We start from the raw sequence: 25,112 nt of genomic DNA on the forward strand, positions 1-25,112 counted from the left end.
CACCTCGCTGCCCGCTTACTCTCAGATCACGCTGAGCCCCGCCGCGCCGTCCACCACCCGGCCGACCGGCGCCGCGTGGGCAAACCCCTGCTCGCTGAAGACGGCGAGCACGGCGTCCACCACGTCGGGTGCGCAAGCCACCAACAGGCCGCCGCTGGTCTGCGGGTCGGTCAGCAGCGCCCGGTCGGTCAAGTCCAACGAATCACCCAAGCCCACCTCGTGGCCATAGGCCGCCCAGTTGCGGCCACTGGCCCCGGTGATCAGGCCTTGGGCCGCCAGCTCGCGCACGCCCGGCAACAAGGGAACCTGCGCCCACGACAGCTCGACCCTGCGGCCCGCGCCACGCGCCATTTCCAACGCATGCCCGGCCAACCCGAAACCGGTGACATCGGTGATCGCGTGCACACCCGGCAGCGCGGCCAGGCGCGGCCCCGGCGTGTTCAGCTGGGTGGTGGTGGCCAGCATCTGTTGGTAGCCCGCGGCATCGAGCTTCTCTTTCTTCAGGGCGGCCGAGAGCACGCCCACGCCCAGCGGCTTGCCCAGCACCAGCACATCGCCCAGTTGCGCCCCGGCATTGCGCTGGACGCGGCTCGGGTGCACCAACCCCAGAGCGACCAGCCCATAGATCGGCTCGACGGAATCGATGGTGTGCCCGCCGGCGATCGGAATGCCCGCCGCGCGGCAGACCGCCTGGCCGCCCGCCAGAATGCGGCCGATCACCTCGGTGCCCAGCACGTTGACCGGCATGCCGACGATGGCCAGCGCCATGATGGGCGAGCCGCCCATCGCGTAGACATCCGAGATGGCGTTGGTGGCCGCGATGCGTCCGAAGTCGAACGGGTCGTCGACGATCGGCATGAAGAAATCGGTGGTGGCGATCAGGGCCTGCTCATCGTTGAGCTTCCAGACGGCCGCGTCGTCCGAGGTTTCGATGCCGACCAGCAATTCGGGCGGCACGGGCATGCCCGCCGTGCCGCGCAGAATGTCTGACAGCACGCCCGGCGCGATCTTGCAGCCGCAGCCGCCGCCGTGAGACAGCGAGGTGAGGCGGGGGATGTTCTTCGTGGCTTCCATGCTGCGAGCTTACGGCAGCCCACCGCAGCGGCCCGCGATAATTCGCGCCCCGCCCGAGTCGACGATGACCCACGACACCGCCACCCCCTGGACGGCCGCCACGCTGGCCGCCGCGCTGCGCGCCCGCCGCGAGCACACCCTGGCCCTGTTTCGCCAGCTGCAGGCCGCGATCGGCGCGAACGCCTTGCCGCGCTACCTGCCCGAGCTGAGCCCGCCGCTGTGGGACCTGGGCCACCTGGCCTGGTTCGAAGGCTGGTGGACCAGCCGGCACCCTGGTCTCATGGCCGGCTCGTTCGACGCAGAGGGGCCGAGGGCCGGCGTGGCCTTGCTCCCCAAGGCCGATGCGTGGTTCGACGATCGGCGCATTAACCACCCGGCGCGGTGGAACCAACCGCTGCCGTCCACGGCGGTGTTGCTCGATTGGGCGCGCCGAACCCGCGAGCAGACGCTCGCCCTGCTCCCGGCGGCCAGCCGCCGGCCCGCCGCGCTGGCGCTGTTCGAGCGGGTGCTGGCGGCTGAAGAGAAGCTGCATGAAGACTGGCTGGCGATCGCCCAGACCTTGGGCATCGACCCCGGCCAAGCAGCCGACGACCCGAACCCCACGCCGGCCGAACCCACGCCGGATCCCCTCGCATCGATCGACGCCACACCGGTGACCTGGGCCCGCTACCTGCCGTTTGTCGAGGCGGGCGGTTATGCCGAGCGCGAGTTCTGGACGGCAGAGGGATGGGACTGGCGCAAGCGCACGGGCCTGGTTCGGCCACGCCATCTGGCCGAGCCGCAAGACGGGGAGCCACTGCGCCGGGCCCGATTCGGCCAGTGGGTGCGGCTGGATCTGGCCATGCCCGCCGTGCACCTGAGCGCTCACGAAGCGCAAGCCTGGTGCCGTTGGGCCGGCCGGCGTCTGCCCACGGCCAGCGAGTGGCAAGCGGCCCAGCAAGGGGCCAGCGGCTTCATCTGGGGCGAGGTGTGGGAATGGGTGCGTGGCGACGCAGCGCACTCCGACGCGGCCAGCACCGCAGCGAACACCGACGAAGCGGACGCTCCAACCCTGTCGCCCACCGCGGCGATGCCGCAGTTGATCGGCGCGTCTTTCGCCACGGCAGCACGCCGGCGCACGGTGCCCGCCGATCGGGCCATGCCGGCGGATCGAAACGACGGGTTCTGGGGGTTTCGCAGCGCCGCGGTCTGATGCGTCAGGGGCCACAACGGCCAGCCCCGCATCGGCGGAACGCTCAGGCCCGGCGCAGGCGGATCGCCTCGCCGGCGATCATCGACGCCAGCATCCGGCCGACGACCATCGGCTCGAGATCAGGGTCGTCGAACAGCATCTCCTGCGTCGCATAGGCCGCCTCGATCGCCAGACGCGCGAAGACCTGCACATCGGCACGCTCGGCCTGCGGGTGGGCCGCCATGAAGGCGCGCTCGATCAGCCCGGTGACATGGCGGTGCGAGGCGATGCGCACCTCCTGCAGCGCAGGCACCGCGCGCAATGCCCGGGTGATCCACACGCCAGCGGGCGCCGCGGTGGTCACTTCCACCGTCTGCGCAAACAGCTCCAGCACGCTCGCTTCCAGATCGGCGCGCGGCAAAGCCAGGTTCCGTGGCGTGGCCCAGGCCTCCAGCAGCTGGTTCTGCACGGCCATCAGGCGCTCGCCCAGCTCGTGCAGCAGAGCGTACTTGTTGGGGAAGTAGCGGTACAGCGCCGGGGGGGTGATGCCGGCGCGCTCACAGACCAGGTTGGTGGACCACCGCTCCACCCCCACCTCGCCCAGCAGGTCTGCCGCCACGCCCAGGATGCGCTCATACGTTTCGAGCGCCCGCCCCTGGCGCGGAACCGCCTTGGGGCGCAGATCCGGGGCTGCCGCTTCGGCGGGGGTCTTCTTGGCGGCCGCCACGGGCTTGGCCGCGGGGCGTGGGGCGTGGGGCGAGGGTGGTCGGGGCATGGGTGATTCAGGGTTGTCCCCGGGTGGAATTCTAGGCACGGCCATACGATAGTTATAACTATGTTTTTCTGTCGACGCCTGCGCACCGCGCTTTTCGCGGCGGTGGCCCCCTTCGCGCTGCTGACCGCCTGCAGCCCATCCGGCGACCCCAGCCCTTCTTCGCCTCCTTCTTCATCCCCTTCGGCGCAGGCCATGCCGGGCTCGGCCGCGGCCCAGCACGCCCCCGACGCCCAGGCAGCGCCACTGCCCCAAGGGGCCCCCGGTGTGCAAGGGGCCCGGTTGGCCCACTTGGCCGACGCACGCCTGGCCGCCGTCTACGAGCGCGCCTGCGCCAATTGCCACGACGTAGCCGGCACAGGGGCCCCGCCGCGCGGTGACCGGGCCGCCTGGTCGCCACGCGAGGCGGGGGGCATCGCGGCCTTGGTGGCCAGCGTGAAACAGGGCAAGGGCAGCATGCCGCCCATGGGCTGGTGCCCCGAATGTACCGATGAAGACTTCGCCACGCTGGTGGCCCATCTGAGAGGGGTGACACCATGAGCCGACGCACCGTCCTCAAAGGCATCGGCGCCGCCAGCGTGGCGGCAGCGCTGAAGCCGCTGCCCAGCCTGGCGGCCGACGCCGCCTCGACCCCTGGCGGTGCCGCCCCGACACGAGCCACCCCGGCGTGGCGAAACTGGTCCGGCCTGCAGAGTTGCCAGCCGGCGAGTTGGCAGGTGCCCGGCAACGATGAAGAGTGCCTCGCCCTCATCCGGCAGGCGGCAGCGCCCCTGCGTTGCGTGGGCGCCGGCCATTCTTTCACCCGGCTCGTGCCCACCGATGGCACCTTGCTCTCGCTCGACCGCATGTCGGGCCTGCGCGCGCACGATGCGGCCGCGGGCACGGCCACGTTCGGTGCCGGCACCCGGCTGGCGGCGGTGTCGCGCGCGCTGGATGGCGTGGGGCTCGCCCTGCACAACCTGCCGGACATCGACGTGCAGACGCTCGCTGGTGCGATCTCCACCGCGACCCACGGCACCGGCGCGAAGCTGCCCGCCGTGCACGCCGAAGCGGTGCAACTGACCTTGCTCACGCCGCGCGGCGACCGCATGGTCTGCAGCCGAACGCAGCGGCCCGACGTGTTCGCTGCCGCCCAGGTGTCGCTCGGCGCGCTGGGGGTGCTCAGCGAAGTCACGCTAAGGGTGCGGCCACGCCATGTGCTGCACCGCCGTGTCTGGCTGATGCCCACCGAAGAGCTGTTGCAGGCGGCACCCGCGCTCGCCGCCAAGCACCGGCAGTTCGAGTGCTACCTGCTGCCCCACACCGGCTACGGCGCCGCCATCACCCACGACGAGGTGAGCGACGCGCCCAAGGCCCGGCCCCCCGCGCCGGACGAGGATGTGCTGCGCGACCTGAAGCGCTTGCGAGACTGGCTGGGCCGATGGCCTTCGCTGCGCCGCTGGGTGGCCCAGAAGGCCATCGACCCGACCATGACCGAAGAGGCCACCGATTGGTCGTGGAAGCTGCTGTCGACGCAGCGGCCCACCCGCTTCAACGAAAGCGAATGCCATGTGCCGCGCGACCAGGGCGTGGCCTGCCTGCGCGAGGTGCTCGCCACGCTGGAAAAGCGCAACGACGTCTTCTTCCCGATCGAGTTCCGCTACATCGCCGCCGACGATGCCTGGCTATCGCCTTTCCATGGCCGCGACAGTTGCTCGATCGCGGTGCACGCCGCGCACGATGAGCCATGGGAATATCTGGTCAAGGAGATCGGCCCGGTCTACCGCAAACATGCCGGTCGCCCGCATTGGGGCAAGCTGCACGATCGCACCGCCGCCGAGCTGCGTGCGCTCTACCCGCGCTGGAACGACTTCCAGCAGTTGCGCCGTGAGCTCGACCCGACCGACCGCATGCTGAACCCCTACCTGAAACAGCTTTTCGCAGAGGCCTGACACCATGGGCGTGAAACGACGTCGACTGCTGATCGGAGGCGCCGTCGCCGCCGTGGCCGCCGCCCTGTCCCGTCCCTCCGACCAGGGCGGCGCACACGACAGCTACTTCACCCAACTGGCGGCGGGTCTGGCCGGCCTGCCTGCGATGCCGATGCTGGTGGTCGACCGCCAGCGTCTGCGCGCCAACCTGGCGCAAATCCGGCAGACGGCGCACGCCAAGTTGCCCCTGCGGGTGGTGGTGAAGTCGCTGCCGGCCCTGGGCCTGATCGACGAAGCAAGCAGCGCCTGGAACACGACACGCGCGATGCTCTTCAATGCGCCGCAACTCGCGCTGATCGCCAAGGAGCGCCCGCGCACCGACGTGCTGCTGGGCAAGCCCCTGCCCGCATCGGCCGCTCGCTGGGCCCTGGAGCAGCCAGGAGGCGACGGCTTCGACGCGCCGCGCCAGATCCAGTGGCTGATCGACACGCCGCAAAGGCTGGCCGATTACCGCACGCTGGCCAAATCTCGTGGCCAGGCGCTGCGGGTGAACATCGAGATCGACGTGGGCCTGCACCGCGGCGGTGTCGAAAGTGAAGCCGTGCTGGCGCAGATGCTCGACATGATCCGGAACGAGCCATTGCTGCAGTTCGCCGGCTTCATGGGCTACGACGCCCACGTGGCGGCGGTGCCGGACGTGGGCAGCAACCGAGCCAGCGCGCAGGCCGAAACCCATCGCCGCTACGACACGATGCTGGCCCTGGCGCGCCAGCGGCTGGGCGCCAGCGACGGCTGGACGCTGAACGCCGCCGGCTCACCCACCTTCCACCTGCATGACGACCAGCACTCGCCCAACGAGCTGTCGGTGGGCTCGGCCGCGGTGAAGCCGTTCGACTTCGACAAACCCTCGCTGGCAGCCCTGCAGCCGGCCTCGTTCATCGCGACCCCGGTGCTGAAGGTGATGGACGAGTTCCGCCTGCCTTTTGGCGCCCAGGCGGTGTCGAGCCTCGCCCGGTGGTGGGACGTGAACCAGCGCCAAGCGCTCGCGATCCACGGCGGGCATTGGCTGGCCGAGCCGGTGTCACCGCCGGGCGTCTCGCCCAGCGGCTTGTACGGACCTTCGTCGAACCAGCAGGTGATGGTGGCTTCCCCGTCAGTGCCGCTGGCGGTGGGCGATTGGCTGTTCCTGCGGCCGAAGCAGAGCGAAGCCGTGTTCCTGCAATTCGGCGCGATCGTCGTGGTGGACAACGGCAAGCCCGTCGACAGCTGGCCGGTGTTTCCTGCGTCGGCCTGACAACACCGCCCCACCCGCCGGGCCCAGCTGGCGACAAGGGCGGGCCCGTGACCGGGCTCGCTCTTCGCGATCCGCGAGCAACTTGTCGACCACTCGCGACCGGCCTCCTCGTTCGGTCGTGATCAGCCGCTTCGGCCTTGTGATGTGGACACGCCCCGCAAAGGGCCGAAGCCTGCATCCGGACAAGTGCTCGACAGCCGCCTATCAGCGGCAGTGACTGGCGAGCCCGCCTCGCTGTGCTCTGTCAGCGATCCGGCGCGTACTTGTCGCCCACCTCCTCACGCAGCGGGTGAGTGTCATAGACGATCTGCATGTCGTGGATCCGAGAGCTTCCCGGCCGAAAGCTGAATACGTCCACGCAAGTGAAGTCCACGGTCCTTCCGTCATTCAACGTCCAGTCGTAGCGGAAGTACGCTGCTACTCGCACAACTCGGGAAGGCTGCACCGAGACGAACAAATCGATGAGCGTGATGACGCTCTTGCTGGAAACCTGCGCGAGCTTATTGAAGAACTCGCTCGCTGGCATCGTGCCCAGGAAGGGCGAGTGAACGACGCCGTCGTCCTCGAACGTAGCAATCAAGCTGGTGCTATCGCCAGCTTGCAGATGGTTCAAATATTCCTGAACTGTGTGGACGGGCAACTGCGTCATGGAGCTTCATCTCGGAATGCTTAGGCCGACGCAGCTTCCACGATTCATGCGACGGCGGCAAGACAGAATGGCGTCAAATACATAAGAGACACTTATGCATCTGCGCTACCTGGAGTACCTCGCCCTGGTCATCGAGCATGGTTCCTTTGCCGCGGCGGCACAGGCGAGCGGCGTGTCTCAGCCTGCCATCAGCCACGGGATGAGGAAGCTCCAGGAGCACTTCGACGCTCCTTTGCTGATGCGATCCGGTCGACGATGCGTTCCTACTGAACTGGCCCTGCAAGTCGCATCGGAAGGCGTATCGCTTGCCAATCGGGTGGAGGCACTGGCTGCAGCGACCACCCGCCGGTCGAACCCAGAGGTGCTGCGCGTCGGGCTGACTCCTTCTGCTGCCGTGGTCTGTGCGCCAGCGCTGTACGGTGTCTGGTGTCAGGGCCATCCACGTCGCACCTTGGAGCTTTCGAGTGTGGACGAAGGGCGACTCCTTTCAGGCCTGCGGAAGCGGGAGTTCGACCTCGTCATATCACCGCGGCCGCGACGGTACGACCCAAGCGGCTTGGAGTGCCAATCGCTGTACCAGCTTCAGCCCTTGGTTTACTCGCGCCGAAATCATCCTCTCGCCGGCGCGCAGACGCTCGCCGCACTGCAAGCTGCGGAATGGGCCGCCGTAGGGCCGAGCGTTCGCGGCCCGGTCGACGTACTGTCTGAGGCATTCGCAGTTCGCCGCATGATGGCACCGCGAGTGGCCGCAAAGTGCCCTGACTTCACCAGCATGCTGAATCTCGTGGCCCACACCGATTTGCTGGCGGTGGTGCCACACGTCGCATTGCTGATCGGAGACTTGCGCAAGCAGGTGGCGCCGTTGCGCCTGCGTGAGACGCTACCGCTGTACGAGATGTGGTGGTTCCATCCGGCCAGTTCCCGCCGAGCGGCGGGCGTGGTTGCCGCTCTGCACCAGAAGCTGGCGTTGACACCTCATAAGCCTTGAAACATCGGACGCGCGTTGCCAGGCGCGAGAAGCCGAATTCCGCCCTCTTCGATACCACGCTCTGCGGTCACCGAGGTGGTGAACCGTTGAAGGCCAACCGTGCGCTCGCGATACTTCCGGGCCAAATCAGATGGTCGGGGCCCGGCCAGTCAAAAGCGGTTCACCAGGCCGGACTGCAGCGCCGTTTGAGGGTTGGAGCCGGCCACCTCGACGCGTCGCAACGCTTCGGCGGCGTCCAGCCCCAGGTGCTTCAGCGAACAAGCGGCCGCCGTGCCGGTGCGGCCGATGCCGGCGGCGCAATGCAGCAGCACCGCACCGCCTTGCCGCAAGGTGGCTGCCACGGCCTCGACCGTGTCGCGCAGCCGCTCGACATCGTCGGGCACATCCAGGTTTCGGATCGGCAGGTTCAGCCAGCGCCCGGGCCACTGGGCCGCATCGACTGCCTGGCGGTACGAAGGCGACAGGTCGGCCACCTCTTCCGGCTCGGTGAGGCAGACGGTGAGCACCAGCCCCACACGTTCCGCCTGGGCCAGCGACTCCGGCCACGGCTCCCAACGGCCGGGCATCGAACCCAACCACAGCGAACCCGGCACTTCTGCCGGCAACTCCACCCGACGCCACGCCACGATCAGCCTCTCGTCTCACTCAAAACTGAAACGATGGTGCCACAGCGGCGCCAGGCGAGGGTCGGCATCGACGCGCGCCACGCGCGGGGCCATGCGCGGGGCGGCCTCGACAAAGGCCTCGCGCCAGGGGCCGAAGCGTGACACCACGTTCACGTACAGGTCGAGCACCGTCAACTGCTCGCCCAGCAGGTAGGGGCCTTGCGGTGCCAGTTGCTGGTCCATGACCGACCAGCAGAAAGCGATGCGCTCATGCACCGCATCGACCACCGTGTCGCGCAGCGCCAGCGGCACGCCGACCCGGCGCACATCCGGCTTGATCCAGTGCAAGGCGTAGATGGCCGACGACACGTACAGCATCCAGCGCAGGAAAATGGGCCGCAGCGGGTCATCCAGCCGAGGCGCCAGGCCCGACGAGGGGTGCAGATCGGCCAGGTAGATCAGGATGGCGGCGCTCTCGGTCATCGCCTGCCCACCGGGCAGCATGAGCGTGGGAATCTGCCGCATCGGGTTGACCGGGGCCACCCGTGTCCGCGCCTCGGCATCGGCCCAGGTGGCGCCTTCGATCAGCACGTAGTCGATGCCCAGCAACTGCATCGCAGCCTCGACCGCGACCGCCCCGGACCCGGGGGCGCCATACAGGGTGAGCGGCTCACCGTTCATCGCCGACTCCATCGCGCATCCCGTCGCACAGCTTGAACCACCTGCGCTGCATTCCATCGTCGATCCATCCCTCGTCTCCTGGAACCTCAACAACAACGTCGTCGAAGCAGCTCACCGAGCCATCGAACGCCGCCCACTGCCACAGCCTGACCTATGTCTGACCGATCGGACATCTTGACACTCCACTCCCACTTCCACGTATCGCGACAGAACTGGATGAGCAACCTGACTGGCTCTCTGGCGGACCTGCATGTCCGTCTGTCGACGCTCCGACACCAACCCCACGGATGCGGCCGGAAGTGGCGCACCCCATCCTCGTCGCCGAGCGCATGGACTTGGCTGAGGTATTGCAGTGCCGCCAGCAGGCATGTCGACAGTCCACCCGACCCGCGATCGACTCTACTGGCGGCCTCACAGCGCGCGAACGCCCGCCGTTCATGGCCAACTCGCCGGCGATCACGTCGGGAGTGGCCCCACTCTCCCATTCGCCAACGGAGACAGCCCATCCCCAGGTCGTAGCGCCAAGTTACCTCGATACACACTTGTTTCGATGCAACACAGCCACTCCCCATCCCAAGTGAATGGCCCGCACCGCGAAAAGCCGAGGCAAAGCCATACCGGGTGGGTTGCCACTGTCGTACCGATCGACGAACGCCGTTGATCACCAGCCGCGAACTTATAGGGGCTGAACTGACGCCCCAACCGCCGGTGGGCAGCACGAAGCATGAATGCATTGGTTGGGTGCCCAGCCGCGGCAACCCGTCAGGCCGCCGCGGCGGACGAGTAGTTGTTACGTCATGAAACTTTGGTTTTCGAACGTTCGTTGGCAGCTTCGCTTGGGGATGGCCGCCGGATACCGCCGAGTGGGAGAGTGACGCTCAGGCACAGGCTATTGGTTCACATGAACTCCGAAGCACCTCGCAGGCGATAGCCGACCCTTGGGCATTCAAAGGCAACTCCCGCTGAGAGACACCGATGACCAAGTTCACATCAATTCATGAGGCCGCCCTGGCCGTTGTGGCTTCGCTCGCATCGATCACCGTCCAGGCCGCCGCCGCCGATCACCCCGCGATTCAACGCGCCCTCTCGCGCCTGAAGAGTGAAGCCGCAACCGCTCAGGTGTCCTCCGCCGACACGTTCACGGCTTCGGACTTGATCCAGAGCGCCCAAGCCGACGGAACCCAATTCAAACTGCAAAACTTGAGCCGCGGCAAAAAATATGTCGTGGACGTGAGGGGAAGACTGGAGGACGAAACACTGTTCGTCGACAGTGACCATGTTTGGGGCAACGAAGAGCAAAAGGGAAAACAAACCCTCGCCGCAAACACCGCCTATAACCAGGGCGTCGATTGGGATTACTACAAGAATGCGCTCGGCCGCAGTGGTCCAGCGAATGATGGCAGAGGCCTCCATTCACGCACTCAGGACATACGGCAAGCAATCGCCGCAGTCGTCTGGCGTCACGACGGCTTTTCATAAGGTACGGTGAAGGAGCCTTCCGATTCGGACTACCGGTGTCACCGGAAATAGGCGGTCGAGATAACACGGGTTGTCGTCCCGCGGTGAAGACCGCCTGGGATGCCGCCAATAGGCCTTGCGCCTTTCCGAAGCGAGGTAACTTTTGCCATGAGCGAAATCAGTGCTCAGACCGGCCCGGTCAGGTTGTTCGTGCGTCAGCCGTTCACCGAATCGAAAGACCATGACCAGAGTGTCGTCGCAGACGTACTCAATCAATTGGTAGAGCTGAGCGGACACCCTCGTCGATTGGAACTCCTCACGGGTGTCAAAGCCCAGAGTGCGGCCACTTTCAGATCTTCGTTCGAAGTCGAGACTGGGCAGAAATTTTCACCATGCGGCTTTCGCAATCACCGCTTGTCGCTGTTATCAAAGGCAGACGGATTCATCAACATCCGCACGGGCATGAGTGAAAGTAGCGCATTTGAATTGAGCTATCACATCTTCAGGGGCACCTGCAGTCCGATTCTCTTTCTAGTCTCCAAGCGTGCACCGATCAAAACGACACTTCTGCAAGATCTGCAAGATCTATGCGACGTCACATACATGGAGTTCGAGGATCCGAAAGAGCTCAACGACGGGCTTCAAGAGTTCATCGCCAGGTGCAGAGTCAAATTTCCATCGCGATAGCCAACTGGCAAGCTCGGCCGCGTCAGGATTGAATGGCCGCAGGCTGACGGTTTCCAGCGCTTCGCGGTTTTCGCTGGTTCGCCGAGTGCGCAGCCATTGATTCCTTTCCCCTCGATTCACCGCAACTTTGTCAGCCGAAGCGTGAGACCCTTCCATTGACATCTATCCAATCTCGATATGGCATTGTTTGACAAGCGCTTCATTGTCTCGTTCGCATTGATATTCTTGGCCGCAGCCGGCTTGAAGGCCGCACCCATCAAGATTGGACAGACCGCCGATTTTTCGGGGCCGATCGCTCCTGGAGTGCGCGAGGCCACTGCAGGAGCCAAGGCTGTCTTTGACAGCGTGAATCGCAGCGGGGGAATAGATGGCAGAGAGATTGAACTGATCTCGCTGGACGACAAGTTCAATCCGGAGTTGGCGGCACAAAACGCCAAAGAGCTGATCTCCCAGGGCGTAGTGTCGCTGTTTTTGACTCGCGGCACACCACATACACAAGCCATTCTGCCGCTGCTGTTGGAATACAAGACTCCGCTGGTCGGGCCGTCAACAGGGGCCATGACCTTTCATCAGCCAGTCCATCCGTGGCTATTCAATGTGCGCGCGACATACCAAAAGGAGGCGGAACGCGCTGTTCGACACCTGAGTCTGGTGGGTGTCGCGCGCATCGCCATCGTTCAAGTTGATGACTCCTTCGGCGCCGATGCAGTTCGTGGCGCTCTCGCTGGCTTTGAGGCGGTCGGCAAACGACCCGCGGTTCATGTGACGTTTGATCGCAACAAGCCCGACATGAGAAGCGCAGTGGACAAGATTATTGCGGCCAATACGCAAGCGGCGCTATTTTTGGCGAACGGGGCTGTCATTGCCGACGCCGCCCAAAGGCTGCGGGAAGCAGGATCTCGGGTGCAGATCGTTACGCTCTCGAATAATGCCTCCTCAGGCTTTATCAAGATGTTGGGCGCTCACTCAAGAGGGACCATTGTCAGCCAGGTGTATCCGTATGAGCGGTCGATCGCATCTGGTGTGGTTCGGGAGGCGCGCGAGTTGGCGAAAGCCAACGGTGCGGGTGACGTATCACCGTCATTTCTGGAAGGAATGATTGCGGCCAAGGTTTTGGTCGAGGGGCTCAGGCGCGCGGCTCCCCATATAGATCGTGCGGGATTGCGATCGTCGCTGGAGGGAATAAAGAGGCTTGACCTGGGCGGCATCGAGCTCAGCTACGGCCCAAACGACCACAGCGGCCTGGACTTTGCGGATCTGTCAATCATCGGAGAAACCGGCAAATTTGAGCGCTAAGCCAGCTAACCAGAGTACCGCGGGATACCCGCCGACAATTTGCCGAGTTCTGCTGGGCCAGGGTTTTCCAAGGGGGTGGCGTGAATATTCTTCGAGCCGGATTCTCACTGTTGCTGGCCACAAGCTTGGCGCTGCCGCTTCGCTTTGGCCATGCTGAGGCCGCCGTCGTCACACTCGTGGTGCCGTTTGCTCGCGGCGGCCCCGCCGACACGCTGGCTCGCGACTTTGTTGCGGCAGCAGCCAGCCATGCGCCGGACAAGATCTTTCAGGTGGAAAACGTGCCCGGCCAGGGGGGCTCTTTCGGCGCGTTGACCGTGGCAAAGGCGCCGCCAGGTGCGACGGTACTGCTGCTTCAGAACATTGCGCATAGCGTCGCACCCTCGGTTCACGCGCCCCTGCCGTATGACACCCTTGAGGACTTTGCGTACGTCGGCATGATTGAGGCGATCCCGATGGCGGTATTGGGCCGACCGGGCTTGCCCGCCCATGTCGAGCATCTGCGTTCGGCGCCGGGCCTGTCCTTGGCGCACGCAGGGGACGGTTCGGCCTCGCATCTGTGTGGCCTGCTTCTGCAACGGGCGCTTGGCAGACGATTCACACAGCGCAGTTACGACGGAAACGCGCCTGCGATGGTCGATCTCTTGGCAGGGCGCGTCGATCTCCTATGCGATGCCACCAACAGCGCAAGATCCCAACTCGGGCAATCGCTGTCCGTCTACGGCATCACGAGCCCGTCGCGTTTGACGGCCCACCCGCTCAATGCGCTGCCCACCCTCGCCGAACTGGGGCTGTCGGGGACCGACATGTCCGTGTGGTTTGGTCTGGTGGCCCCTCGTGGCATCGACAAGACAGAACTCGAGCGACTGAACGAGATGCTTCGCACCGTGGTGGCAGACCGGAACTTTGTGGCCAAGCAGGAGGCCAATGGCGCGACCCTGGCCAGCGGTGCCCGTCTGACGCCAGACGGATACAAAGCCTATGTCGCGTCCCAGATCGCTCACTGGCGAAACCATCTCAGTACGACTTCGCCGCAGGCGGCCCCGGAGGGCCGGACACCGCGCTGAGGACGACCTCAGCCCTGTGAACAGGCTCGCATCACGGCGCCGTCATGCCACGCAAATGGCGGGCATAGTTGGCCACGGCCCAAAGGGGCAGACGCCAACGAACCGAGTAGGTGGAATCGCCCGATGGGTGAGGCTCGAACACCACCGCGCCGCCTTCTGGCACTCCAGACAGGTCAGCACCAAACGCCGCGACCAGATTGGGAGCGTGTGTGACCACCAGTGTGTTTGTGCCTTTTGCAGGCACGGTCGAGACCAGCGATCGCAGGGTCTGGGCACCTTCGGCATCGGCTTGAGTGTCGCCGGACATGCCCCCTGCCATACCGCCTGCCATGGTGATTCCCATCACAGGCACGACCCCCGCCGAAGTCAGCCGCCGCGCGGTGTCAACCGCACGGCACATTGCACTCGAATAGGCCACCGAAAACCTGACGTTGCGCTCCGCAAGGAACCCACCCAATCCCTGCATGGTGTCCCGCCCCCAGTCGCTCAGGTTGCGCTGCTTACTGCAATCGCTCAACACCAGCGGGATTTCGTCCTTCTCATCAGACATCGACGCACCATGTCTGAACACGACGACATACCCTCCCCTGCCGAGCGCCTCCAATGCTTCCGCGACGACGCCGAGTTCGGCCCCCGGATCAAGACCGGCAACCGGCGCACGGACGCCCAAGAACAAGGCTTGTTCGCGCTGGACGCCGGCAGTGCGGTCGGCGGCTTCGACAGGTAGCGCGGAAGCCAGAGCAAGCAGAAAAGCACCTGCTTGTCCGATCCAATGCGCCGTTGCACAAGAATTTCTCATTTCGGCTTGTCCCTTGATATGGGTTGAGTAGCAATTCAGAGCGCGGAAGTCACACCATCAACCACGTGACGTCTCGAAATTCATGCGTCGACATCTCATGCCTACGAACTCGCCTCCCTATTGAATCTGCGCACCAATGAACACCCTGTGCGTCGGCCCCAACCCAACGCCCAACTTCCTGTAACCGCCGCCGAACACCACCCTAAAACTTGCTCCGCCAGAAACCTTTGAGTTTCACCCTCATGCTACGGCGCCGTCTGAAATCCAACATGATCATGCCCAATGAAGGAATGATCGACTCTCTTGAGTCCAAACGTATGCCAGTTGGCGGCCGCAATGGGGCGAACATTGTCGGCGGTGACTCGAGAATGACTCCGTGTCGAGAACAACGAATCATTGCAAGATCCGGAAACAAAGATCTCCGATATGGAGCCCGATTCGTCAATTCCGAATCCATGGCTGTCCCCCAAGACAAAATCCTCATATCGATCCAATACCGGAAGTCGACGGAATATGCCAGCTCCTCCGTATCGGGACGAAAATAAGTAGAAACCCGGCGACGCAAAGGTCTTGCCCCCCACGGTCCTCACGATGGCGCAGTCTGCGCCACACCAGACACGGCTAAAGGGCTCACGTGCCAGTCCGGAAATCGCCAGGTCAATGGCCGCTCGGCTCGTTTCCTCGCCCAGGCGCTCACCCAAAAAGATGAGACGTCCATCCTGTGTCACTGCGAGCGCAAAGGTCGCGCCCGCGGCCAGGCCCGCCACATCATGGACCCCCAGCAGTTTTGGCTCGCCCACAAACCTGCCGTTTGAATCTCCGAGCTCGCTGTGCTGAGATATACCCCAGCCCCACAACTCGCCTTCAATGTCGATTGCATACACAACGGTGCTGAGCGGATTGGCCACGATTCTTTGAATACGTGGCAAAGACGCGACACATTGAGGTGCCGCAGGATGAAACTGGCGACCGCTTCTCGCACCTCCACGGCATGCGGGACCACCCCACACCCATACACGACCCGCTATATCGAGAGCAAAGAAGTTCTCTGCGCCTATGGCAATCTCGACAATGATCGGCATCGGCCAGACCATCCCCGGCCTGAAGTTGCGGTCCGCGCCCAGATTCGCAAAGAGCCTTCCGGCTTCATCGTCGCCCGACAGAGGCACTTTCATGCCAATGGCTGAGTCCCTTCCCAATATCCCCGAGTCGGCGCGACCCCAAGTCCAAACGCGGCCGAAACAATCCAGTGCGCCGGCAGTTCTACCGTTCGAACATGCGTGTTGGACATTGGGGACTTCGGATATTACAGAAGGCTCGACCAAGTATTGCGAATCACTCTTTGCACACTGCCCGTGTTCATTCCGGCCCCACGCATACAGCGTTCCTTCCAGATGGTCATGAACCGGTTCCCGCGCCCACAACGGGCGCCGAGCAAAATTGGCGCTTCGAGCGGCCCCGACATGCCCATGGTGTGGGGCGTTCATACAGCTTCGTGATGGACAGCGGCGCAGTCGAAGCCCTGCGCCGGCACACCGCAGGTATGAGCGAGGACGGCCCGGTGTTCCCGCAGCCGCTCGAGGTGGAAAACCTTGACCCGCCCGGAGTGGTTCCGCGAAGCCACACGCCAGGTCGGCATCGGCGCTGACGGCCGAATTCGGCGCGACCAGGGTGATCGGTGGGTCGGGTCAGGCATGGGCCAGCGTACCCACGAGGTCCACCACCACACCGCGCCCCATAGCGCCGGCTCGATCGAGCGTCTTCATGTCATTGTCTCCAGTGCATCGCCGCCGACAGCGTGGCCGAACGTCTTGCAGAAAGTGTCGCCACGTCAGCGATCGGATTCCAATACATTCGAAGCTTCACCGATCGAAAAATCGAATCGATTGAAACCGACTGCTGACACCCTTCGACAGCGATTGCTGACTCGTGCCCGCATGCGCCACTGGCTGGGCTTCGCCCGCGTCGCCGAGCTCGGCAGCGTGCGCAAGGCGGCTGACGCTATTGGCATCGCACAACCGGCCTTGACGGGGTTGCTGGCCGACCTGGAGTCACTGATCGGCGCACCACTGTTCGAGCGCCACGCGCGAGGCATGCGCCTGACCGCGCTGGGGCGCGAACTGCTGCCCACTGCGCGCCGCGTGCTGGGCGCCATCGACGATGCGGCGCAACAGGCCGCCTCGCTGCAGGCGAACGCACAGCACGTGATGCGCGTCGGGGCCATTGCCGGCGCGGTGGGCGGGCTGCTGGCGCCGGTACTGCCGGCACTCGCGCGCAAACACCCCGAGCTGCTGGTCCAGCTGATAGAGGCAGAGCCTGCGCAGCTCGACCAACTGGTGGCCCGGCAGGAGATCGACGTTGCGCTGTGCCGCACACCCGCCCAGATCCCGCAGGGCTGGAACTTCGTACCCTTGCTGCCGGACCGCTTCATCATCGTGGCCGGGCGAGGCCATGCCTTGGCGAAGCGTCGCAGGCTGGAGATCGAAGACCTTCGGGCCCAAGTCTGGCTGGCGATGCCAGGCGGCTCGCCCGCAAGCGCCAGGCTCGATTCACTCTTCGCGGATGGCGAGCCTCCGCCCATGTGTCAAGTCAGCAGCCGAATCCCAACCATCCTCTGGGCGATGCTGCGTGCACAGCCCCTGCTGGCGCTGGTTCCGGCCAGCGTAGTCCGCCCGTTGATCATGGCCGGAGAGCTCGTTCAGTTGCGCTTCGAACACAACCTCGATATGGACCCGATTGGCGCGTTATGCCGCCACGGTGAGGATCGAGCGGGCATCCTGCGCCTGCTGGCTGCGCTGAAGCCGGCTTTGTCGCGATAACGCCAACATGGAGAATGGCAGGATGCCGACGCTGGCCGTCCATCTCCAGAACTCACCCTCGCGAGGGGTCGTGTCGGCAGTTGCGCCGTCTGCTGAAGATCATCCCGCTGAGCTTGCGTTGGTGTTGGTACACGGCCTACGCATCGATGACGCGCCAACTGGAGGAGATGGTGGCTGACCGCGACGTGCTGGGCGACCAGGCACTGCGTCAACACGAGGCAGCTTGCCGACCGCCAAGGTCCGCATGTGCAAGACGCCGAACGATTGCTCGGCTCGGACACTCTCTAACGCACCGGCCGCCTTGACACTCCACGCCCTCTCCACGCCCACTCCAGGCGTTAGCGACAGAACCCCGCGAGTACCGCCCACGCATTCACACCCATGGCAGACACCCCACCGCCCATCCCGCTCGGATTGCCGAAAATCAATCGCCAGACCGGCGGGCGCCGGCGTCGCCGATGGCCCTGGGTGGTAGGGGCCGTGGTGCTGGCCGGCATCGGCTTCGCGGTATGGGCGCCACGCAAGGTCGAGGTGCAAGCCGCCACCGTGCAGACGGCCTACCCCTCGCAGCAGTACAGCCAGCTCGCAGCCTCGGGCTATGTGGTGGCCCAGCGGCGGGCTGCGGTGTCGTCCAAGGCCACCGGCCGCCTGGTGGAGTTGAATGTGCGCGAAGGCAGTCTGGTCAAGAAGGGCGATCTGCTGGCCCGGCTTGATGCCGCCGATGTTCAAGCCACGCTCGGCGTCAGCGAAGCCGCTGTCCGCCAGAGCGAAGCCGCGATGAGGCAGGCCGAGGCCAATCTGAAGCTGGCCCAGGCGCAGCAACTCAACGCCGACGACGAGCTCAAGCGCGCCATGGGCCTCGTGGCCCAGGGCTTCATTTCGACGCAGGCGGTGGAGGCGGCGCAGACCCGGGCACGCACCACCGCCGCCAACACCGCCGCGGCGCAGGCCGCATTGCAAACCGCCAAGGCGGCCATCGGCCAGGCCCAGGCCCAGGTGAAGGTGCAGCAGGTCAACCGCGATTCCACCGACATCCGCGCGCCCTTCGATGGCGTGGTGCTGGTCAAGAACGCCAACGTGGGCGACCTCATCACGCTGTTCTCCAACGCCTCGGGCACCTCGGGCGCCGTGGTGACGATGGCCGACCTGTCCACGCTGGAGGTGGAGGCCGACGTCTCCGAATCGAGCGTCGGCAAGGTGAAGCCCGATCAGCCGGTGGAGATCAGCCTGGATGCGCTGCCGGAGGTACGCTTTCGCGGCAGCGTCGCCCGGGTGGTGCCCACCGTGGACCGGGCCAAGGCCACGGTGATGACCAAGATCCGCTTCGAAAAGCTCGACCCGCGCATCCTGCCGGAGATGAGCGCCAAGGTGAACTTCCTGTCCCAGGCGCCGAACGATGCCGAGCAGAAGCCGGTGCTGGCGGTGAACCCGAAGTCGGTGGTGGAGCGCGATGGTCAGCGGGTGGTGTTTCGCATCGGGGCCGGCGACAAGCTCGAGGTCGTCCAGGTCGCCACCGGCCGCACGCTGGGTGATGCCCTCGAAGTCACCAGCGGCGGGCTGCAGCGGGGCGAACGCATCGTGCTGTCGCCGGCCGAGGCGCTGAAGGCCGGGGCCTCGGTGACCGTGGTGGCCAAGTGAAGCCCGACGTGGCCCCCGAGATGAGTGCCGACGCCCCCGCCCGCCCTGGGCACGCCGGCACCGCCCCGCTGATCCGCATCCGTTCGCTGCGCAAGGCCTACCGACGCGGTGACATGGACATCCCCGTGCTGGAGAACATCCAGCTCGATGTGTGGCCCGGTGAGTTCGTGGCGCTGATGGGCCCCTCGGGCTCGGGCAAGAGCACGCTGCTGAACTTGATCGCCGGCATCGACCAGCCCAGCGGTGGCACCATCGAGATCGGTGGGGTCGACATCGCCACGCTGAGCGAAGGCCAGTTGGCCGACTGGCGCGCCGCCAATGTCGGCTTCATTTTTCAGTTCTACAACCTGCTGCCGGTGTTGACGGCGTTCGAGAACGTCGAACTGCCGCTGCTGCTCACAGATCTGTCGCCGCGCGAGCGCGCCCAACGGGTGCAGGCCCTGCTCGCCACCGTGGGCCTGGCCGACCGTGCCGATCACCGCCCGAACGAGCTCTCGGGTGGCCAGCAGCAGCGTGTCGCCATCGCCCGCGCGCTGGTGACCGACCCGCGGCTGATCGTGGCCGATGAACCCACCGGCGACCTGGACCGCAGCACCGGCGAAGAGGTGCTGCACCTGATGGACCGGCTGGTGCGCGAGTTGGGCAAGACGATCGTGATGGTCACGCACGACCCCAAGGCCGCGGCCCGCGCCCACCGGCTGGTGCACCTTGAAAAAGGCGTGCTGGTCGACGAACTGCCCGCCTGACCTGGCCCGAACCGCACACCCCTCGCACGGAGACCGACTTGCCCCCAACGCCTTCCACCACCTTGGCCGATCTCGCCCTGCGCGACCGCTGCAACGCCTGGCTGAGCGGGCATCGACCGCGCCGTTCGATGAAGCAGGCGCTGCTGGAACTGGCGCAGGCCCCCGAAGCCGAGGGCGGGCTCGATCTGTACGGCGAAGGCGAGTTGGTCCAGGGCCTGGAGCGCGAAGTGGCTGACCTGCTGGGCCTGCCGGCCGCCGTCTTCGTCCACAAGGGCATGGCCGCCCAGTTGGCCGCGATGCGGGTGTGGGCCGGCGGGCAGCCCGGCGCGGCCGTGGCGCTGCACCGCCAGTCGCACATCGAGCTGGACGAGAGCCAGGCCTACGAACTGGTGCTGGGCCTGCGGGGTGTGCGCCTGGGCGCCAACGACCGCCCCTTCACGGTGACCGAGCTCGAGGCGCTGGTCGAGAAGCCCGCACTCGTGATGGTGGAGCTGCCATTGCGTCGCGGTGGCTTCCGGTTGCCGCCCTGGGCCGAGCTGCAGGCGATCAGCGCCTGGTGCCGGCGCGAGCGGGTGCCATTGCACTTCGACGGCGCGAGGCTGTGGGAATCCGCCGCCGGCTACGGACGCGAGCTGCGCGACATCGCGGCGCTGGCGGACTCGGTCTATGTCTCGTTTTACAAGGGCCTCGGCGGCCTTGCGGGCTGCATGCTGGCGGGCCCCGCGCCGTTCATTGAGCAGGCGTCGTTGTGGACCAGCCGGCTGGCCAGCAACCTCTACACCGCCTTTCCGTATGCGCTCTCGGCGGCCATCGGGCTGCGTACCCAATGGCCCCGCATGGCGGGCTACCACCAGCGTGCCCGGCAACTGGCCGTCGCGCTGGCACCGCTGGACGGCCTGCGCGTTGCCCCGACACCGCCGGAGACCAACTCGTTCCAGGTGCACCTGCAAGGCGAGCCGGCTCGCGTTCGGGCGGCGATGCTGCGGGTGGCCCGGGAGCATGGCTTCTGGATGGGATCGCGCGCCGTCGAATCGATCTGGCCTGGCCATTCGATGGTCGAGGTGGTGATCGGCGACGCCTCGGACGACTGGACCCACGAGCAGGTCGCCGAGCATTTCCGCCGCGTGATCGACTGGGCCGGCGAACGCTGACCCCGCCTCATGTTCCTGCTCAAGCTGCTGCTGCGCAACGCCTTCAGGCACCGGCTGCGAACCGGGCTGACGATCGTCGGGCTGGTGGTGGCCGTGTGCGCCTTCGGCCTGCTGCGCACGCTGGTCGATGCCTGGTACGCCGGTGTGGCGGCCAGCTCCAGCACGCGGCTGGTGACACGCAGCGCGGTATCGCTCACCTTCCCACTGCCGCTGAGCTACTCGCAGCGCCTGCGCGCGGTCGACGGCGTCACCACCATCTCTTGGGCCAACTGGTTCGGTGGCGTGTACCAGACCGAGCGCAACTTCTTTCCGCAGTTCGCGGTCGAGCCCGCCAGCTACCTGAAGCTGTACCCCGAGTACCGGCTGTCTGAAGACGAGAAGCAGGCCTTCCTGCGCGACCGGCGCGGTGCCATCGTAGGCCGCAAGCTGGCCAGCACCTATGGCTGGAAGGTGGGCGACCAGATCCCCATCCGCGGCACCATCTACTCAGGCGACTGGAGCTTCACGCTGCGCGGCATCTGGGATGGCGCCGAGGCCAAGACCGATGAATCTCAGATGCTGTTTCACTGGCAGTACATCAACGAGGTGATGCGCAAGAGGTTCGGCCCCCGGGCCGACTTCGTCGGTGTGTATGTGCTCGGCATCGACGAGCCGCACAACGCCGCGTTGATCTCGCAGCGGGTGGATGCGCTGTTCAAGAACTCCTCGGCCGAGACCTTGACCGAAACCGAGGCGGCCTTCCAGCTGAGCTTCGTGTCGATGAGCGAAGCCATCCTCGCGGCGATCGAGGCGGTGAGCTACATCATCATCGTCATCATCATGGTGGTGATGGCCAACACGATGACGATGACGGCGCGCGAGCGCATGGCCGAGTACGCCACGCTCAAGGCGCTGGGCTTCTCGCCCGGCTTCGTGGTGCGCCTGCTGTTCGGCGAGAGTCTGCTCATCGCACTGATCGGCGGCGGCCTCGGCCTGGCCGCCACCTTCCCCGCGGTGGGGGCCATCGCCGGTGCGTTGGGCTCGTTCCTGCCGGTGTTCCAGGTGCAGGCGTCGACGGTGGCCATGCAAGCCGGCGCAGCGGCCTTTGTGGGGCTGGTGGCGGCCGCGTGGCCCGCCTGGCGCATGAGCCGCATCGACATCGTCCAGGGCCTGAGGCACATCGGATGAGGCCGCGATGATGACCGTGGTGCCGCTCCACTACATCGCCCGCAACCTCTGGGTGCGCCGGGTGACGACCTTCCTCACCGCCGCCGGCATGGCGCTGGTCGTCTACACCTTCGCCACCGTGCTGATGATGAGCGAAGGCATCCGCGCTACGCTGGTGGCCACCGGCCAGCCCGACAACGTGCTGGTGCTGCGCAAGGGCGCTGGCGCAGAGATCAACAGCGGGGTCGATCGCCTGCAGGCGGGCATCCTCGAATCGCTGCCCGGCATCGCCACCGGCCGCAGCGGTGAACGCCTGCTGTCGAAAGAAACCGTGGTGCTCAACTCGCTGCCGAAGGCGGGTACCGGCAAGCCGAGCAACATCACGATGCGCGGCATGGGCACCGCCGGGCCGTCGCTGCGGCCTCAGGTGCGCTTGGCCGAGGGGCGCTGGTTTCGCCCCGGTACGGCCGAGGTGGTGGTGGGCCGGTCGGTGGCCACGGGCTTCGAGGGCTGCCAGGTGGGCCAGACGCTGCGCTTTGGAGGGCGCGACTGGCTGATCGTTGGCAGCTTCGATGCGGCCCGCACCGCATTCGATTCCGAGATCTGGGGCGATGCCGACCTGATGATGCAGTCGTTCCGCCGCAGCGCCTATTCCACCGTGGTGTTCAGGCTGGCCGACGCCAGCAGTTTCGAACGCACGCAGGCCGCCATCGCAGCCGATCCGCGGCTGCAGGTGGACGCGAAGCCGGAGATCCGTTTCTATGAGGAACAGAGCGAGGGCCTGGCGAAATTCATTCGCATCCTCGGCACCGTGCTGTCGGTGATCTTCTCGATCGGCGCGATCGTGGGCGCGATGATCACGATGTTCGCGGCGGTCGCGCAGCGGACCGGCGAGATCGGCACCTTGCGCGCGTTGGGCTTTCGCCGCAGCGCCGTGCTGATCGCCTTCCTCACGGAAAGTCTGCTACTGAGCGTGGTGGGCGGCGTGCTCGGCCTCGCGGCGGCGAGCGCGATGCAGGTGTTCCGCATCTCGACCACCAATTTTCAGACCTTCGCCGAGTTGGCCTTCCAGTTCCAGCTCACACCCGGCATCGTGGCGCAGACGCTGGCCTTCTCGCTGTTCATGGGATTTGTCGGCGGCTTCATCCCGGCGTGGCGCGCGTCACGGATGAAGATCGTCGATTGCCTGCGCGCGGCCTGACAGGCCCGAGGCGGCTAGGCGCCCCGGGGATCGAGGCTGGATCAGACGAGCGCGTCGACGCGTTCGAGCGTGTCCAGGTCTCGATGCAGCGCGACGATCTTCAACGCCGCCTGGGCCGCTTCGGTGCCTTTGACGACGAAGTGCTCGCTGAAGTAGCGCCGATGCTCTTCGTGCTCATGGAAGTGGTGCGGCGTCAGCACCGCTGAAAGCACCGGCACGCCGGTGTCGAGTTGCACGCGCATGAGCCCATCGATCACCGCCGTCGACACGAAGTCGTGCCGGTAGATGCCACCGTTGACGACAAAGCCAAATGCGGCGATGGCCTCGTAGCGGCCGGTCTGCGCCAGGCGCCGGGCCAGCAGCGGTATCTCGAACACACCGGGGACATCGAAGGTCTCGACGCCGCCCGGCGGCCAACCCTCGCGCGCCAGCTCGGCGGTGAAGGCATCTCGTGCACGTTGAACGATGTCGCGGTGCCACGACGCACTGATCGTGGCAATGCGCGCCGCCGGCCGCATCGGGCGGCTCAGCGCTTGGAGCTTGGAAGAGGCAATGAGCTGATTCATGGTGAGTCCTTGCATAGACGTTGGCCAGAATCAGGGCGCACGAACGCGCGGCCGACACCGTGGCCCTGCATGGCAGCAGGCGGTGTCGGCCGCAGCAGTTCTCTTTCATCCGGACTGTGACCGTCGGCCCCGGGATCTCACCGAGGTCTGCTGACCCTGGACACCGGGAGGTGCCCAGGCGCTCGCGGGCTCGTGCGGGTTGCCCCGCCATCACCGCCGGTGGGGAATTCCACCCCGCCCTGAGAACGCTGGCGGCACCGAAATGCCGCCAGCGTGCAGTGTAGGCCTGCGCCGCCGGCACGTCTGCCGTGCGCCGCGGAAGACCTTTCCGCACGGCCCGTCGTAGCATCGGCGACTTCGCCACCGCACGATGAAAGGCACCGCGGATGAGCAGCAGCGACTTCTTCCCCGGCTTTCGCGCCCAGCGAATCCACACCGCCGAAGGCATCGAGATCCACACGCGGATCGGCGGCGAAGGACCACCGCTGCTGGTGCTGCACGGCCACCCGCAAACGCAGGTGATCTGGCACCGCGCGGCAGGGCGGCTCGCCGAGCACTTCACCGTGGTGCTGGCGGACTTGCGCGGCTACGGCGATTCGTCCAAGCCACCAGGCGATGCAGACCATGCGAACTACAGCAAGCGCGCGATGGCGCTGGACATGCTGCGGGTGATGCAGGCGCTGGGCTTCGACCGGTTTTCGGTTCTGGCCCATGACCGTGGCGCCCGTGTCACGCACCGGCTGGCGGCAGACCACCCCCAGGCGGTTCGGCGGCTGGTGCTGCTCGACATTGCACCGACGCTGGCGATGTACCGCCAGACCACCGAGGCCTTCGCGCGCGCTTACTGGCACTGGTTCTTCCTGATCCAGCGCGCACCGATGCCCGAACGCCTGATCGAGGCCGACCCTGGCGCCTATGTGCGCGAGCTGATGGGTGCGCGCCGCGCGGGTGAGCAGCAGGCGGCGTCTGCCACCCCGGCCTCCGCAGGGATCGCAACCCCGTTCGACCCGCGTGCCCTCGACGAATACACCCGCTGCCTGCAGCAGCCCGGGGCGGCGCATGCCTTGTGCGAAGACTACCGCGCTGCGGCCACCATCGACCTTGAACACGACCAGGCCGACCGAGACCGCGGTCTGCGCCTGCCGATGCCCATGATGGTGCTGTGGGGCGCGCGCGGCATCGTCCAGCGTTGCTTCGATCCGCTGGCCGAATGGCGGCAGGTCGCCGCTGACGTGCGCGGCCAGGCGATCGACAGCGGCCACTACATCCCCGAAGAGGCTCCCGAGGCCATGTTGTCGCTCGCCTTGCCCTTTCTGCGCGAGGCGGGCTGAGAGGCTGGGAGTCTTTCGCCCATGCCCGTCTTGAATCCCCCAACCCCCTTTCGGCACCGCCGAAAA

Annotated in this window: 24 protein-coding genes and 1 riboswitch; of the genes, 16 read left to right on the top strand and 8 right to left on the bottom strand. The window is 66.0% G+C overall.

The annotated features are described in order from the left end of the window. Nucleotides 1-21 precede the first annotated feature (21 nt). Entirely contained in the window at nt 22-1,074 is a 1,053-nt protein-coding gene (gene selD / locus AACH06_RS20360) for a selenide, water dikinase SelD (RefSeq protein WP_341427595.1), read from the bottom strand. Nucleotides 1,075-1,138: 64 nt separating this feature from the next. Between selD and AACH06_RS20365 the strand changes: the two genes are divergently transcribed. Further along, nucleotides 1,139-2,266, top strand: coding sequence for an SUMF1/EgtB/PvdO family nonheme iron enzyme (locus AACH06_RS20365; RefSeq protein ID WP_341427596.1), 1,128 nt, complete (start codon nt 1,139-1,141; stop codon nt 2,264-2,266). A gap of 43 nt (nt 2,267-2,309) precedes the next feature. Here the strand turns inward: AACH06_RS20365 and AACH06_RS20370 are convergent, their stop codons facing one another. Continuing rightward, the gene (locus tag AACH06_RS20370) at nt 2,310-3,020 is read right to left on the bottom strand and encodes a TetR/AcrR family transcriptional regulator (protein WP_341427597.1); all 711 of its coding nucleotides are present in this window, start codon (nt 3,018-3,020) and stop codon (nt 2,310-2,312) included. A gap of 60 nt (nt 3,021-3,080) precedes the next feature. Between AACH06_RS20370 and AACH06_RS20375 the strand changes: the two genes are divergently transcribed. Genes AACH06_RS20375 through AACH06_RS20385 form a run of 3 tightly spaced genes read left to right on the top strand, consistent with a single transcriptional unit; the run spans nt 3,081 to nt 6,221 of the window. Then, entirely contained in the window at nt 3,081-3,557 is a 477-nt protein-coding gene (locus tag AACH06_RS20375) for a c-type cytochrome (RefSeq protein ID WP_341427598.1), read from the top strand. Next, nucleotides 3,554-4,948, top strand: coding sequence for a D-arabinono-1,4-lactone oxidase (locus AACH06_RS20380; protein ID WP_341427599.1), 1,395 nt, complete (start codon nt 3,554-3,556; stop codon nt 4,946-4,948). The genes AACH06_RS20375 and AACH06_RS20380 overlap by 4 nt, the downstream gene beginning before the upstream one ends. 4 nt (nt 4,949-4,952) lie before the next feature. Then, entirely contained in the window at nt 4,953-6,221 is a 1,269-nt protein-coding gene (locus tag AACH06_RS20385; protein WP_341427600.1) for an alanine racemase, read from the top strand. Nucleotides 6,222-6,465: 244 nt separating this feature from the next. Here the strand turns inward: AACH06_RS20385 and AACH06_RS20390 are convergent, their stop codons facing one another. Next, nucleotides 6,466-6,870, bottom strand: coding sequence for a nuclear transport factor 2 family protein (locus tag AACH06_RS20390; RefSeq protein WP_341427602.1), 405 nt, complete (start codon nt 6,868-6,870; stop codon nt 6,466-6,468). A gap of 94 nt (nt 6,871-6,964) precedes the next feature. On the opposite strand from AACH06_RS20390, the gene AACH06_RS20395 reads away from it, so the two are divergent. Next, nucleotides 6,965-7,858, top strand: coding sequence for a LysR family transcriptional regulator (locus tag AACH06_RS20395; RefSeq protein ID WP_341427603.1), 894 nt, complete (start codon nt 6,965-6,967; stop codon nt 7,856-7,858). A 149-nt stretch (nt 7,859-8,007) separates the two neighbouring features. Here the strand turns inward: AACH06_RS20395 and AACH06_RS20400 are convergent, their stop codons facing one another. Continuing rightward, nucleotides 8,008-8,484 carry a protein-tyrosine phosphatase family protein gene (locus AACH06_RS20400; protein ID WP_341427604.1) on the bottom strand — a complete coding sequence of 159 codons (477 nt, stop codon included), beginning with the start codon at nt 8,482-8,484 and terminating at the stop codon, nt 8,008-8,010. A 15-nt stretch (nt 8,485-8,499) separates the two neighbouring features. Continuing rightward, complete coding sequence (locus AACH06_RS20405; RefSeq protein WP_341427605.1) at nt 8,500-9,144, bottom strand: glutathione S-transferase family protein; 645 nt, start codon at nt 9,142-9,144, stop codon at nt 8,500-8,502. Nucleotides 9,145-10,119: 975 nt separating this feature from the next. On the opposite strand from AACH06_RS20405, the gene AACH06_RS20410 reads away from it, so the two are divergent. The 4 genes from AACH06_RS20410 to AACH06_RS20425 all read left to right on the top strand — a co-directional run bounded on the left by AACH06_RS20410 (nt 10,120) and on the right by AACH06_RS20425 (nt 13,649). Continuing rightward, on the top strand, nt 10,120-10,623 hold the full coding sequence (locus AACH06_RS20410) for a hypothetical protein (protein WP_341427606.1): 504 nt from the start codon (nt 10,120-10,122) through the stop codon (nt 10,621-10,623). 147 nt (nt 10,624-10,770) lie between these two features. Continuing rightward, nucleotides 10,771-11,289: a hypothetical protein gene (locus tag AACH06_RS20415; RefSeq protein ID WP_341427607.1), complete on the top strand. Its 519-nt coding sequence runs from the start codon at nt 10,771-10,773 to the stop codon at nt 11,287-11,289. A gap of 177 nt (nt 11,290-11,466) precedes the next feature. Beyond that, complete coding sequence (locus AACH06_RS20420; protein ID WP_341427608.1) at nt 11,467-12,585, top strand: ABC transporter substrate-binding protein; 1,119 nt, start codon at nt 11,467-11,469, stop codon at nt 12,583-12,585. An 80-nt stretch (nt 12,586-12,665) separates the two neighbouring features. After that, nucleotides 12,666-13,649, top strand: a complete 984-nt coding sequence (locus AACH06_RS20425) for a Bug family tripartite tricarboxylate transporter substrate binding protein (protein WP_341427609.1) — start codon at nt 12,666-12,668, stop codon at nt 13,647-13,649. Nucleotides 13,650-13,680: 31 nt separating this feature from the next. Here AACH06_RS20425 and AACH06_RS20430 read toward each other — a convergent pair whose 3' ends face one another. Together AACH06_RS20430 and AACH06_RS20435 are read right to left on the bottom strand one after the other, a co-directional pair. Next, on the bottom strand, nt 13,681-14,448 hold the full coding sequence (locus AACH06_RS20430) for a histidine phosphatase family protein (RefSeq protein WP_341427610.1): 768 nt from the start codon (nt 14,446-14,448) through the stop codon (nt 13,681-13,683). 245 nt (nt 14,449-14,693) lie between these two features. Beyond that, the gene (locus AACH06_RS20435; protein WP_341427611.1) at nt 14,694-15,623 is read right to left on the bottom strand and encodes an RCC1 domain-containing protein; all 930 of its coding nucleotides are present in this window, start codon (nt 15,621-15,623) and stop codon (nt 14,694-14,696) included. 762 nt (nt 15,624-16,385) lie between these two features. Between AACH06_RS20435 and AACH06_RS20440 the strand changes: the two genes are divergently transcribed. The 6 genes from AACH06_RS20440 to AACH06_RS20465 all read left to right on the top strand — a co-directional run bounded on the left by AACH06_RS20440 (nt 16,386) and on the right by AACH06_RS20465 (nt 23,149). Continuing rightward, nucleotides 16,386-17,267 (top strand): LysR family transcriptional regulator, encoded by an 882-nt coding sequence (locus AACH06_RS20440; protein ID WP_341427612.1) that lies wholly within the window; start codon nt 16,386-16,388, stop codon nt 17,265-17,267. A 381-nt stretch (nt 17,268-17,648) separates the two neighbouring features. Beyond that, nucleotides 17,649-18,905: an efflux RND transporter periplasmic adaptor subunit gene (locus tag AACH06_RS20445; RefSeq protein WP_341427613.1), complete on the top strand. Its 1,257-nt coding sequence runs from the start codon at nt 17,649-17,651 to the stop codon at nt 18,903-18,905. A 20-nt stretch (nt 18,906-18,925) separates the two neighbouring features. After that, the gene (locus AACH06_RS20450; RefSeq protein WP_341427614.1) at nt 18,926-19,651 is read left to right on the top strand and encodes an ABC transporter ATP-binding protein; all 726 of its coding nucleotides are present in this window, start codon (nt 18,926-18,928) and stop codon (nt 19,649-19,651) included. A gap of 38 nt (nt 19,652-19,689) precedes the next feature. Next, nucleotides 19,690-20,802: a threonine aldolase family protein gene (locus tag AACH06_RS20455; protein ID WP_341427615.1), complete on the top strand. Its 1,113-nt coding sequence runs from the start codon at nt 19,690-19,692 to the stop codon at nt 20,800-20,802. A 9-nt stretch (nt 20,803-20,811) separates the two neighbouring features. Beyond that, on the top strand, nt 20,812-21,969 hold the full coding sequence (locus AACH06_RS20460) for an ABC transporter permease (protein ID WP_341427616.1): 1,158 nt from the start codon (nt 20,812-20,814) through the stop codon (nt 21,967-21,969). Nucleotides 21,970-21,976: 7 nt separating this feature from the next. Next, nucleotides 21,977-23,149 carry an ABC transporter permease gene (locus AACH06_RS20465; RefSeq protein ID WP_341427617.1) on the top strand — a complete coding sequence of 391 codons (1,173 nt, stop codon included), beginning with the start codon at nt 21,977-21,979 and terminating at the stop codon, nt 23,147-23,149. A 41-nt stretch (nt 23,150-23,190) separates the two neighbouring features. Here the strand turns inward: AACH06_RS20465 and AACH06_RS20470 are convergent, their stop codons facing one another. Then, complete coding sequence (locus AACH06_RS20470; protein WP_341427618.1) at nt 23,191-23,715, bottom strand: 6,7-dimethyl-8-ribityllumazine synthase; 525 nt, start codon at nt 23,713-23,715, stop codon at nt 23,191-23,193. 93 nt (nt 23,716-23,808) lie between these two features. After that, nucleotides 23,809-23,966: riboswitch (FMN riboswitch) on the bottom strand. Between the two features lie 135 nt (nt 23,967-24,101). Between AACH06_RS20470 and AACH06_RS20475 the strand changes: the two genes are divergently transcribed. Further along, a complete protein-coding gene (locus AACH06_RS20475) occupies nt 24,102-25,046 on the top strand; it encodes an alpha/beta fold hydrolase (protein ID WP_341427619.1) in 945 nt (314 codons plus the stop codon). Nucleotides 25,047-25,112: the final 66 nt, after the last annotated feature.

Source organism: Ideonella lacteola (genome assembly GCF_038066555.1).
Classification (GTDB): domain Bacteria; phylum Pseudomonadota; class Gammaproteobacteria; order Burkholderiales; family Burkholderiaceae_C; genus Ideonella; species Ideonella lacteola.